This window comes from Nocardiopsis sp. SBT366 (genome assembly GCF_001083815.1).
GTDB lineage: Bacteria > Actinomycetota > Actinomycetes > Streptosporangiales > Streptosporangiaceae > Nocardiopsis > Nocardiopsis prasina.
Genome location: NZ_LAVM01000007.1, coordinates 93,414 through 105,746, shown reverse-complemented (window position 1 = coordinate 105,746; position 12,333 = coordinate 93,414). Strand labels below are relative to the sequence as shown.

Genomic DNA, 12,333 nt, shown 5'->3' with positions numbered 1-12,333 from the left:
GCATGGGGGCTCCCAGGGGGGTGGGGAGTGATCGGATCGGGCGGCCGTGGAGCGCGGGGAGGTTCCCCGTGGCGATCACAGTGAACCGGAGCGGCTCCCCGCCGTCCAGAAGGGCAGGCGGACACGGGCGCGCCCCGGCGCCACGGGTGGTCCCGTGGCGGCCGGGGCGTTGTCGCGATGTGCCGGTGCCCGGCCGTCAGCCCGTGCGGACCGGTGCGTCCTCCTGGGCCGCGCCGTGGTCGTGGTGCTGGCAGGGAGCCGCGGCGGGCTCGGTGCGCAGGTCGCGCAGGAAGCTCACCACCACGCCCACGATGACCACGAGGAAGGGCGCCGAGGCCACGATCACGGTCTGTTGCAGGGCGTTGAGACCCCCCGAGATCAACAGGATGATCGCCAGGGCGCCGGTCACCGCCCCCCACAGCAGCAGGATCGGCGTCCGGGGCTGGATGGACCCGTGCGTGGTGAGCATGCCCAGCACGTAGGTGTTGGCGTCGGCCCCGGAGACGAAGAAGAGCACCGCCAGGATCACCACCAGCGTCGCCGTCACCATGGGCAGCGGGAACTCCGCCAGCGTCACGAAGAAGGCACTGTTCAGGTCCGCGGCGGTGGCGCCCGCGATGTCCGTGCCCCCGTTCAGGTCCAGGTCGATGGCCGAGCCGCCGAACACGGAGAACCAGGCGAAGAAGGCCAGGCTGGGCATCCCGAGGACGACCAGGATGAACTGGCGGATCGTGCGGCCGCGCGAGATGCGGGCCAGGAACACGCCGACGAAGGCGCCCCAGGACACCCACCAGGCCATCATGAAGTAGGTCCACCCCTGGAGCCACTCGGTGTCACCGAAGGCCGGACCCCGCAGGCTCATCAGCAGGAACTCGCTGCCGTACTGGCCCAGGGACTCCAGGAAGAGGGAGACCAGGAACGCCGTCGGGCCAAGGAACAGCACGAAGAGGAAGAGCACCGAGGCCACTGACAGGTTGATCTCGCTGGTGTAGCGGATCCCCCGCTTGACCCCGGAGGCCGCCGAGAGGCTGAACAGCACCGTCACCACGACCACGATGACGACCTGGGTGGTGGCACCGGTGGGCGTGCCCACGATGCGGTTCAGACCGTTGTCGATCTGGAGCGCGCCCAGGCCGAGCGAGGTGGTGGTGCCGAACAGGGTCGCGAACACCGTGAAGACGTCGATGGCCTTGCCGACGGGGCCGTCGGCGTGCCGGCCCAGGAGAGGCCGGAACAGCGCGCTGACCAGGCCGGGGCGCTGCTTGCGGTACATCGAGTACCCAAGGGCCAGACCGAAGACGGCGAAGATCGCCCAGGCGTGCAGGCCCCAGTCGTAGAACGAGTACTGGAGCGCCAGCACGGCGGCCTTGGGGGTTCCCGGCTCGGCGAGGTCGTGCGGCGGGACGGCGAAGTGCGAGATCGGCTCGGCGATGCCGTAGGAGACCAGACCGATGCCCATCACCGCGCAGAGGATCATCGCGATCCAGGTGTGCGTGGCGAACTCGGGGCGGTCCTCGTCGGCGCCCAGCCGGACGCGTCCGTAGCGGCTGAAGGCCAGTCCGACCAGCAGCGCGAGAAGCAGGAGGGGGAGGAGCAGGTACGCCCAGCCGAATCCGGAGGTGATCGCGTTCAGGGCGGAGTTCATCGTGTTCATCTGGTGTTCCGGGGCGATCACGCCCCAGACCACGAACAGCGCGGAGATCGCCAGAGAGGCCCAGAAGACCACTCCGACGGTTCTTCGGCCGGTCGGAGCGTCATTCATGTGTGGACACCTTTCGGGCGATACGCGCCGCGGTCACGGGGGACACGCGGGGGGCGTCGCACGGCGGTGGGCAGCGGAGTACGACCGTTCTGGGGTCGGGTGAGCGTCGCACGGGAGTGAACCGCCTGTTCGTCTGTGGAAGGTCGGGATCCGGGGAACCGTCCCGGAGCGCACATGGCGACAGGCGCCCTTCGTGCCGAACGGAGCGGCGGGACGATCGGCGTCGAGGCGAGCGTGACGGAACCCGGGAAACGAGAACAGCGCCGCGGAAGGAGTCCGCGACGCGGGTGTCGGTGGCCGCCACGGCTGGGACGGCCCCTGACCGAGTCGGCGCCCGGCGAGGTCGACAGCACGGGTGGGCACTGACTCAGGAGGCCTCCGCGCAGCTCCGGACCGGGTACCGCTCGTGGTTCGACCTTCGCGTACCGACCTTCGAGGGTCGGTGCGGGAGTGGTCGAGCCCCACGGGGCCGAAGAGCTGGAAGTGGCCTCCGAAGAGCGTACTCGCATGTGGGAGCGGGGGCGCCACCTCGGCGGTGAGTCGAGTCGGGACCGGTCGGCCCCGTCGGAGGCGAGCGGATCGATCCGGGGGCGGCCTCACTTCAGTGTGAAGAAGCGGACGAAGGCCCCGTGCGTGGACACGAACGGGCGTGACACGAGGATGTGCGCCCGCGACCCCGTACGGGATCGCGAGCGCACTGTCCGAGCCCCGGTGGGGCGGGGATCGTTACGAATTGGTGCGCCGTGTCACACCGTCACGCAGCACCGTGCGCACGCCCCGCTCGGGCTCGGCCAGCAGGGAGAGGTCGGAGAGCGGGTCCCCGTCGACGACGATCAGGTCGGCCCGCGCCCCCGTGCGCAGCGTGCCGACCTCGCCCTCGAGACCGAGCAGCGCCGCGGCCTCGCTGGTGGCCGAACGCACCACGTCGGCCGCGGGCTGGACCTCGCCGCGAATGGAGAACTCGGCGCTCTGGTGCGACTGCATGCCCCCGAGCAGATCCGTGCCGAACACCAGGCGCACGCCGCCCTCGTGCGCCATCCGCAGCGCCTCCAGCCCACGGTGCAGCACCGTGTCCACCTTGGCCTGGCTCTCGGCGGGCAGCCCGTTGCGTGCCCCCTGACGTGACAGCTCGCGGTAGGTGACCAGGGTCGGCACCAGGAACGCCCCGTGTTCCACGAACAGCTCGACACTGCTCTCGTCGATCAGGTTGCCGTGTTCGATGCAGCGCACACCCAGGCGCAGCCCTCGGTTGACCGCGCGTGCGGTGTAGGCGTGCCCGGTGACGTAGCGGTTCGCGGCCTCGGCCTCCTCGACGACCGCGCGCAGTTCGTCCTCCGACGACTGGGTGGAGTCGATCCGGTCCGTGGGTGAGGCCACCCCGCCCGAGAGCATCACCTTGACGTGGTGCGCGCCGGTGCGGAGCTGTTCGCGGGCGGCCCTGCGGAACTCGACGGGACCGTCACAGACCAGACCGGCACCGGGGCAGCACCCGTGCTGGTCCGTGCCGTGGCGGCCGCGCGGACGGAAGTCGCCGTGCCCGCCGGTCTGCGAGAGGGCCTTGCCGCCGAAGACCAGGCGGGGGCCGTCCACGAGGCCGTCGTCCACGGCCTCGGCGAGCCCCCAGTCGGCCCCGCCGACGTCGCGCACCGTGGTGAAGCCACGGCCGAGCATGTCGGACAGCGATCTGGCCGCGAAGGCGGCGACGTAGGAGGGGGAGTGGTCGCCGACCGCGCCGAGGTCGGCGCTCAGCGCGGTGACGTGGACGTGGGCGTCGATGAGGCCGGGCATGAGGGTGGCCCCGCCGAGGTCGGTGGTCTCCGCCCGTTCGGTCACGGAGACCGGTACCTCGCCCGCGCCGCGTGCCGCGATGACGCCGTCCTCGACGAGCAGCCAGGACCCGGGGGTGCGGGAACCGGTCTCGGGGTCGAGCAGGGCTGTGTTCGTGTAGGCGGTGGGCCGGGGGCCGTCGGACACGGGGAACCTCCAGGGGTCGGGTGCGCGGTCTGGTGCGGGGCGAGCCGCAGCGATGCAATGCAATATACGTTGCATCTGGCTTCGGTTGTCGAACGGGGGTGGTATCGCTGGGTTGGCGCGACCCGGGTGTTCCGGACCGCTCGAACGGAGGGAAGGCCGATGGCGGACTGGATCGAGGAGACCCTGGAGCGAGGGCGCCTGGGCAGGGCCAGTGAGAGGGTTCTGCACGTCCTGCGCGACGAGCCCCGTTTCGCCTCCTACGCGACCGCGGCCGAGGTGGCGGCCAGGGCCGAGGTCAACGTCGCCACGGTGGTGCGCGCGGCCCAGCAGCTGGGGTTCACGGGATGGCCCGCCCTGCGGGTGGAGCTGCGCTCGCGCTACCTGGCCTCGCTCAGCGCGGGGGAGGTGCTGGCCGAGCACGCGGGCTCCGACACCGACCCGGTGCGGGCGGCGGTGCGCTCGGACCGGGAGAACCTGAGGCTGCTGGAGCGGACGCTCGAACCCGAGCGGGTGCGGGCCGTGGCCGCGGCCATCCACGGTGCTCGGAGCACCCTGGTCCTGGGCTCGGGCACCTTCGCCGCGCCCGGGGTCCAGCTCTCCCACGCCGCCGGGATCATGGGCTACGACGTGCGTTCGCTCGACTCCGGGGGCACCGCCCTGACCAACGCGCTGGCCAGGATGGGGGAGGGTGACCTGCTCGTGGTCTGCGACCTGTGGATGCTGCCGGTCGCGCTGCGTCGCGCGGTGGAGATCGCCGCCGAGGAGTCCGTGTCGATCGCCCTCATCACGGACCGGCGCGACTCGCCTCTTGGCGTGCTGGCCGACCACGTCGTGGCCGTGCCCAGTGAGGGGGTGGGGATGTTCCCGTCCCTGACCGCGGCGATGACGGTCGTGCACGCGGTGCTGGCGGAACTGGCGCGAGCCGGGGGAGAGTCGGCGCTGGAGTCGGTCAGGCGGGCCGAGGAACTCTGGCGACGGGCCGAGCTCTTCTAGGTGATCTGAGACACACCAGATGCAACAAGCATTGCATAATTGACATCGTTGCTGGTTACATCGGGCTTCACCCGCAGTTCACCCCACCGTGTCCCCTCCTGAGGCAGCTCATGCAAACGACCCACCTGGTCCTCATCACCGCCTACCTGCTGGTGATGATCGGGATCGGCCTGTACTACTCCCGTTCCTCCAAGGTCCGCACCGGCGAGGACTTCCTCTTCGCCGGGCGGAGCCTGTCCACGCCCGTCATGATCGCGACCCTCATCGTGACGTGGGTCGGATCGGGAACGATCATCGGTGGAGCGAACTTCGCCTACAACCACGGCCCCATGGCCGGCATGATCTTCTTCGCCGGTACGCCCCTGGGCATCCTGGTCCTGCTGCTGGCCGCGCGCCGCATCCGCAGGGCCGCCCGGCACACCGTGCCCGAACTGCTCGAAGCCCGCTTCGGCACCGGGGTGCGCACGGTGGCGGCGGTGGTCACCACCATCGCCTACATCGGCCTGGTCGCCTCGCAGTTCGTCGGCGGCGGCTACGTCCTCGCCCTCATCACCCCGCTCACCACGACCCAGGGCGCCCTGGTGGTCGCCGCCGTCGTGACGATCCTGACCGTCACCGGCGGCCTGTTCTCCGTGGCCTACACCGACTTCGTCTCGGCCATCCTCGTCTTCGGCGCGCTGATCGTGGCCGTGCCGCTGATCCTGGTGGCGGTCGGAGGCCTGCCGCTCTACTGGGAGGGTCTGCCCGAGGCGGCCCGCACGCCCAGCGGTGGGCTCAGCCCGCTCCAGCTGCTCGGCTACTTCCTCCCGCTGTTCCTGCTGCTGCTGGCGGACCAGAACCTCTACCAGCGGCTGGCCGCGGCCAAGGACGAGCGCGCCGCCCGCAACTCCACGCTGGGCATGCTCATCGCCAGCTTCTTCGTGTTCGTTCCGGTGATCATGCTGGCCACCTCGGCGGCCGTGCTCATGCCCGGGATCAACGGCGACGAGTCCGTCCTGCGCCTGGCCACCGACGGCCACCTGCCCACGCTGATCGGCGGGCTGCTGCTGGCCGGTGCCGTCGCGTTCGTCGTCACCACCGGCTCGTCGTTCATGCTCTCCGGCGCCTCCAACATCGCCTTCGACCTGTTCGCCAGGTTCGGCGGGGACAAGATCAGTGACCGGGGAACCCTGGTCGTGCAGCGTCTGTCCGTCGTCGCCATCGCCTTGGTCGCGGTCGCCCTGGGTCTGTACTTCCCCACGGTCCTCGACCTCCAGATGTACTCGTACACCGTCTACGGCGCGGCGATCACCCCGGCCGTGCTCGCGGTCCTGTTCTGGAAGCGCGCCACCACGACCGGTGCCGTGGCCGCGCTGATCACGGGCACGGCCGTCACCATCGGCTGGGAGGTGGCCGGAGCCCCGGGCGGATTCAACGGCGTGATCATCGCGCTGCCCGCCGCCGTCCTCGCCCTGTTCGTCGGAAGCATGCTCACCAAGGCGCCCGACGCCCGGACCCTGGAGGCCGCGGGCGTGGACTGACCGGGACACGCACCGCTCGTCGCGGTGCCGGGCCCCGCAACGGGCCCGGACCCCACACCCTCGGGGCGTGGGCCGACCCTCACGGGGGTCGGTCCACGCCCCGTTCCGGTTCCCAAGAATCGGCAGCCGCTCCCCACAGGTTGGGCAAAGGGCCGTGTCCGGCCGGGAGTCCCTGGAAAGGGTGGGGAGGACGTCGTGTGACGGAAGCGGGGAGGGCACCGATGAGCGGGTGGACCGAGGAGCAGCTCGACGGGATCGGCGGCACGGGGGAGATTCGGATCACCTCCCGAGGCGATGACGGGGAGTTGCGGCGTTCCCGGATCATCTGGGTGGTGCGTGAGGGCGACGAGCTCTACGTCCGGTCCGTCAACGGGTCGGGAGCCGCCTGGTACCGGGGAACCCGTGACCACCTCGCCGGGCACGTCAGCGCGGACGGCGTGGAGGCCGACGTGGCCTTCGAGGACGCCGACCACTCCCTGGACGACCGGATCGACGCCGCCTACCGGGCCAAGTACGGGGCGGGTTCCGCCGCGGTCGACCAGATCACGGGCCCGGACGCCCGTGCCACCACGATGAGGCTGGTACCGGACCAGTCCTGAGCCTTGCCGCGCGAACCTCACCCGGGCCGCTCGCGCCTCTCCGTCAAGGCCCACCACTTCCTCCGAGACGCCACCTGCCAGGAGGCGAGGGCCGAACCGGGATCCTCGTCGGGCACGTCGGAGATCGACTCATGCAGTGATTCCGCACACATCAGCGCAAAAGGGGCTCACGCCACTTGCTGTGGCACAGGCGGAGCACTACTTTCCCACCTGCGCCGACAGGTCTTCTCACCACGGCCGCGCCCTCCGAGTGAGCCGACTGTTTCCCGCGTGTTACTGCTGGACACCCCCAGGCAACGCGGCCTTCCTACCTTCGGACTCGTCGACAGCCGTCAAGCAGGAAGGCACCCCCGTGACCCCCGGAACAGGCCGACGCGCGCCGCGCACCGGCAGGAGCTGGATCTCCCGCTGGGACCCCGAGGACGAGGGCTTCTGGAACGACGGGGGACGCCGCGTGGCCCGCCGCAACCTCTGGGCCTCCATCGCCTCCGAACACATCGGCTTCTCCGTGTGGAGCATCTGGTCGGTGCTCGTGCTGTTCATGACCCCCGAACACGGCTTCTCCACCACCCCCGAGCAGAAGTTCCTCCTGCTGTCGGTGGTCACCCTGGTCGGAGCCGTCCTGCGCGTCCCCTACACCCTGGCCGTGCCCGTCTTCGGCGGACGCAACTGGACCGTCATCGCCACCCTGACGCTCATCGTCCCCACCGTCGCCGCCTTCTTCCTCATCCGCGACCCCGACACCCCCTTCTGGCTGCTGCTGGTCCTGGCCGCCACCGCGGGTGTGGGCGGCGGCAACTTCTCCTCCTCCATGGCCAACATCAACTCCTACTTCCCCGAGCGGGAGAAGGGGTGGGCCCTGGGCCTGAACGCGGGCGGCGGCAACATCGGGGTCGCCACCGTCCAACTGGTCGGACTGGCCGTCATCGCCCTGTTCACCACCTCCGCCGGGTACCTGGTCCCGCTGTTCTACGCGCCGCTGATCCTGCTGTCGGCCTGGTGGGCCCACCGGTCCATGAACAACCTCGTCCACGTGCGCGGTGACGTGGCCGGGCAGCTGTCGGCCACCCGCGACCGCCACTTCTGGATCATGTCGCTGCTCTACGTGGGCACCTTCGGCTCCTTCATCGGCACCGGGTTCGCCTTCGGGCTGCTGCTCCAGGCCCAGTTCGGCCTGGAACCCGTGCAGTCGGCCGGGATCGCCGTCCTGGGACCGATCGTCGGTTCCCTCATCCGCCCCGTCGGCGGCAGACTGGCCGACTCCCTGGGCGGGGCACGCGTCACCCTGTGGGTGTTCACCGCCATGGCCGCCTGCGCGACCGTGCTCGTCCTGGCCGTCCAGGCCGGGCACCTGGTCCTGTTCGTCGGTGCGTTCGCGGTGATGTTCGTCCTCACCGGCCTGGGCAACGGCTCCACCTACAAGATGATCCCCTCCATCTACGCCGCCCGTGCCGAGGACGCCATCGCAGCCGGGGAACCCCGCGAACAGGCCCTGGCCCGCACCAAGCGCGTGGCCTCCTCCATGCTCGGTCTCATCGGCGCGGTCGGTGCCCTGGGCGGGGTGGCCATCAACGTCGGTTTCCGCGAGGCCTTCGCCGCGACCGGCTCCAGCGCCCCGGCCTTCGTCGCCTTCGGTGCCTTCTACCTCCTCTGCGCCGTGGTGACCTGGACCGTGTACCTGCGGCGTCCCTCCCGCTCCGCCTCCGCCGACGAGCCCGTCCGGGCCACGGCCCGATGACCACCACCCACTGCCCCTACTGCGCGCTCCAGTGCGCCATGCGCCTGGAACCGGGGACGGACGGGCGCCTGGCCGTCCATCCCGCCCCCTTCCCGACCAACCGGGGCGGGCTGTGCCGTAAGGGGTGGACCTCCGCTGAGGTCCTCACCGTCCCCGACCGGCTCACCCGCCCCCTGCTGCGCAAGGACCGCGGCTCCGACCTGGTCGAGACCGACTGGGACACCGCCCTGGACCACGTCGCCGAACGCCTGTTGTCCCTGCGCGCCGAATCCGGACCCGACTCCGTCGCGGTCTTCGGGGGCGGCGGTCTGACCAACGAGAAGTCCTACACCCTGGGCAAGTTCGCCCGCCTGGCCCTGGCCACCTCGCAGATCGACTACAACGGCCGCTTCTGTATGTCCTCGGCCGCCGCCGCGGGCACGCGCGCCTTCGGCCTGGACCGGGGGATGCCCTTCCCGCTGACCGACGTCGCCGAGGCCGAGGTGGTCGTGCTCGCGGGGGCCAACCCCGCCGAGACCATGCCGCCGATGATGGGCCACCTGTCCGCGCCCACCCTCATCGTCATCGACCCGCGCCGCTCGGCCACCGCGCAGGTCGCCCTCGACCACGGCGGCATCCACCTGGCTCCGCGGCCCGGAACCGACCTGGCCCTGGCACTGGGACTGCTGCACGCCGCGCGCGTGGGGGGTTGGTGCGACGACGAGTTCGTCGGCGAACGCACCACCGGGTTCGACGCCGCCTGGGAGCACGCCGCCGCCTGGTGGCCCGAACGCACCGAACAGGTCACCGGCGTTCCCGCCTCGGGCATTCGCGCCGCCGCGGACCTCCTGGGCCGGGCCTCTCGCAACCGCTCCGCCTACGTGCTCACCGGACGAGGCACCGAACAGCACGCCAAGGGCACCGACACGGTCTCGGCCTGGATCAACCTCGCCTTGGCCCTGGGGCTGCCCGGCCGCCAGGGCTCGGGCTACGGGTGCATCACGGGGCAGGGCAACGGTCAGGGCGGGCGTGAGCACGGCCAGAAGGCCGACCAGCTTCCCGGCTACCGCCGCATCGACGATCCCCGCGCCCGCGACCACGTGGCCGGGGTGTGGGGAGTGGACCCGGGTGCCCTGCCCGGGCCCGGCCGTTCGGCCTTCGAACTCCTCGACGCCCTGGGTACCACCGACGGACCACGCGCCCTGCTGCTGTTCGGCTCCAACCCCGTGGTCTCCGCGCCCCACACCGCACGCGTACGCGCCCGCCTGGACTCCCTGGACCTGCTGGTCGCGGCCGACTTCGTGCTCTCGGAGACCGCCGCCATGGCCGACGTCGTCCTGCCCGTGGCCCAGTGGGCCGAGGAGAGCGGCACCATGACCAACCTGGAGGGCCGCGTGCTGCGCCGCGCCCGGGCCCTCGCCCCGCCCGACGGGGTGTGGACCGACCTGGAGGTCCTCTCCGCTCTGGCCGTGCGGTTGGGACAACCCGTCCAGCGCTTCCCCACCGACCCGGACACCGTCCTGTCCGAACTCGGCCGCGCCTCCGCCGGAGGAGCCGCCGACTACTCCGGGGTCACCCCCCAGCGCCTGGCCGACGGCCAGGCGCTGTACTGGCCGGTGCGCACTCCCACCGAGTCCACCCCCCGCCTGTTCCTGGACTCCTTCGCTCACCCGGACGGGCGGGCCCGCCTCGTCCCGGTCGCCCACCGTCCCCCCGCCGAGACCACCGACTCCGACTACCCCCTGGTGGCCACCACCGGCAGGCTCATGGGCCACTACCAGTCGGGCGCCCAGACCCGCCGTGTGGCCGAACTCGACGGCGCCGAACCCGAGGCGTACGTGGAGGTGCACCCCGACACGGCCGCGCGCGCCGGGCTCGCGGCCGGGGACCGGGCCCGCGTCACCTCCCGCCGCGGCCACACCGACGCCAGGGTGCGTCTGGTGCCCACCGCCCGCCTGGACACGGTGTTCCTGCCCTTCCACTTCGCCGGGGCCCAGTCCGCCAACAACCTCACCCACCCGGCGCTGGACCCCACCAGCCGTATGCCCGAGTTCAAGGTCAGCGCGGTGCGCCTGGAACCCGCCCCGCCCGTCCGGAGCAGCCGGGGAGCCCCCGACCCGGCCGACACCCCCACACCAGGAGGCAGCAGTTGAACACCGTGCAGGGCGCGCCCCCGCGCCGGGTCGTGGTCGTCGGCAACGGGATGGTCGGTGCCCGCTTCGCTGAGGAGACGGCCCGCCTGGACCCGGCCGGAGAACGCGTGCACGTGAGCGTGGTCGGCACCGAACACCACCCCGCCTACAACCGGGTCCTGCTCTCGGGCGTGCTCGCCGGGGACTACACCCCGGAGCAGATCCGCCTGCCCGCCCCCGGGGGCCCCGGCGTCACCGTGCGCACCGGCGTGGCCGCCACCGCACTGGACACACGACGCCGGACCATCACCCTGGACGACGGCTCCCGACTGCCCTACGACGAACTCGTCCTTGCCACCGGGGCGCGCGCCGCACTCCCTCCGATCCCGGGCGTGCGCGCCCCGGACGAGGGTCCGGGGGAGGGGGTGAGCGCCCTGCGCGACCTGGAGGACTGCCAGCGTCTGCTCGCCCTGGCCCGACCCGGCGCCCCCGTGGTGGTCCTGGGCGGCGGCGTCCTGGGGCTGGAGGCGGCACGCGGCCTTGTGGGCCGGGGCATGCGGGTGTCGCTCGTGGAGTCCTCCCCCTGGATCATGCGCCGACAGATCGACCAGGGGGCCGCGCGCGTCCTGGCCGCCAGCTACGCCGCCCTGGGCGTGGAGGTGCACTCCTGGCGGGTCGCCGCGCGCTGGATCCCCGGCACCGGTCTGGAACTGGACGACGGCCGGGTCCTGCCCGGCGACGCCCTGGTGGTCACCGCCGGGGTGCGTGCCAACACCGAACTGGCCTCCGAAGCCGGGATCGTGGTCGACCGCGGCGTCGTCGTGGACGACCGCCTGGCCACCTCCGACGCCCGCGTGCACGCCATCGGCGACTGCGCCCAGCACCCTGGTGGAGGTGCCGGACTCGTCCAGCCCGGCTGGGAACAGGCCGCCGTCCTGGCCGGACGGCTGACCGGCACCGCTCCCCACGCGACCTACACCGGGGCCCGGCCGCTGACCCGCCTCAAGGCCGAGGGCATCGAACTGACCGCGTTCGGGCGGGTCCACGAGGACGAGGACGCCCAGGGCCTGGAGACCGTGACCATCAGCGACCCCTACGGCGGTCGTTACGCCAAGCTGTCGGTGTGCGAGGAGAAGGTGGTGGGCGCGGTGCTGCTGGGCTTCCCCGAGGTCGCAGCCACCCTGTCCCAGCTCTACGACACCGGCGCCCCGGTGCCCTCCGACCGTCTGGCCCTGCTCCAGGGGCTGCCCACCGCGGCCCCCGAGCCCCAGGAGGCGGGGGAGGCGCAGGTGTGCCGCTGCAACGCCGTGAGCCGCAACGACATCGAACAGGCATGGCTGGACGGCGCCCGCACCCGCGAGGCCATCGCCGAGAGCACGCGGGCCACCACCGGCTGCGGCGGCTGCGTGCGCGACGTCCAGGCCCTGCTTTCGGGGATGGGGGGCACCCCGGTGGGGTGATCCCCATCCCCTCCGAAGGGGCGGAAGGGTTCGGCGCCGCCACCGGTCCGTCCCGCCGGGGCGCCAGGGCCGTATCGCCGCACGCCCCGGCCCCGCTGGGGCGCCAGAGGCGTAACGCTCCATGCCCCCGCCCCACTGGGGCGTCAGCGCCGCACGGGCTTCTCCCGCTGGAGTGC

General features: G+C 72.0%; 8 protein-coding genes. 6 read left to right on the top strand and 2 right to left on the bottom strand.

Features of this window, described 5'->3' with window-relative positions; translation table 11 throughout:
* Positions 1-196 precede the first annotated feature (196 nt).
* Positions 197-1,762, bottom strand: a complete 1,566-nt coding sequence (locus tag ADX84_RS03655; RefSeq protein WP_049567444.1) for a BCCT family transporter — start codon at positions 1,760-1,762, stop codon at positions 197-199.
* Positions 1,763-2,488: 726 nt separating this feature from the next.
* Positions 2,489-3,736 carry an amidohydrolase family protein gene (locus tag ADX84_RS03650; RefSeq protein WP_049567441.1) on the bottom strand — a complete coding sequence of 416 codons (1,248 nt, stop codon included), beginning with the start codon at positions 3,734-3,736 and terminating at the stop codon, positions 2,489-2,491.
* 159 nt (positions 3,737-3,895) lie between these two features.
* Between ADX84_RS03650 and ADX84_RS03645 the strand changes: the two genes are divergently transcribed.
* From ADX84_RS03645 to ADX84_RS03620, 6 genes are all read left to right on the top strand, one after another.
* On the top strand, positions 3,896-4,729 hold the full coding sequence (locus tag ADX84_RS03645) for a MurR/RpiR family transcriptional regulator (RefSeq protein WP_049567438.1): 834 nt from the start codon (positions 3,896-3,898) through the stop codon (positions 4,727-4,729).
* A 110-nt stretch (positions 4,730-4,839) separates the two neighbouring features.
* Positions 4,840-6,249, top strand: a complete 1,410-nt coding sequence (locus tag ADX84_RS03640; protein ID WP_049567435.1) for a sodium:solute symporter — start codon at positions 4,840-4,842, stop codon at positions 6,247-6,249.
* 221 nt (positions 6,250-6,470) lie between these two features.
* Positions 6,471-6,848 carry a DUF2255 family protein gene (locus ADX84_RS03635; protein WP_049567432.1) on the top strand — a complete coding sequence of 126 codons (378 nt, stop codon included), beginning with the start codon at positions 6,471-6,473 and terminating at the stop codon, positions 6,846-6,848.
* Positions 6,849-7,200: 352 nt separating this feature from the next.
* Entirely contained in the window at positions 7,201-8,586 is a 1,386-nt protein-coding gene (locus ADX84_RS03630) for an MFS transporter (protein ID WP_049567429.1), read from the top strand.
* A complete protein-coding gene (locus ADX84_RS03625) occupies positions 8,583-10,718 on the top strand; it encodes a molybdopterin oxidoreductase family protein (RefSeq protein WP_049567425.1) in 2,136 nt (711 codons plus the stop codon). Before ADX84_RS03630 ends, ADX84_RS03625 begins: the two co-directional genes overlap by 4 nt.
* Positions 10,715-12,157, top strand: a complete 1,443-nt coding sequence (locus ADX84_RS03620) for an FAD-dependent oxidoreductase (RefSeq protein ID WP_049567421.1) — start codon at positions 10,715-10,717, stop codon at positions 12,155-12,157. Before ADX84_RS03625 ends, ADX84_RS03620 begins: the two co-directional genes overlap by 4 nt.
* Positions 12,158-12,333 lie beyond the last annotated feature (176 nt).

Bases quoted from the DNA above. Each gene is read 5' to 3' on its own strand.
- ADX84_RS03655 (WP_049567444.1), bottom strand. From the start codon at position 1,762: ATGAATGACGCTCCGACCGGCCGAAGAACCGTCGGAGTGGTCTTCTGG.
- ADX84_RS03645 (WP_049567438.1), top strand. From the start codon at position 3,896: ATGGCGGACTGGATCGAGGAGACCCTGGAGCGAGGGCGCCTGGGCAGG.
- ADX84_RS03640 (WP_049567435.1), top strand. From the start codon at position 4,840: ATGCAAACGACCCACCTGGTCCTCATCACCGCCTACCTGCTGGTGATG.
- ADX84_RS03635 (WP_049567432.1), top strand. From the start codon at position 6,471: ATGAGCGGGTGGACCGAGGAGCAGCTCGACGGGATCGGCGGCACGGGG.
- ADX84_RS03625 (WP_049567425.1), top strand. From the start codon at position 8,583: ATGACCACCACCCACTGCCCCTACTGCGCGCTCCAGTGCGCCATGCGC.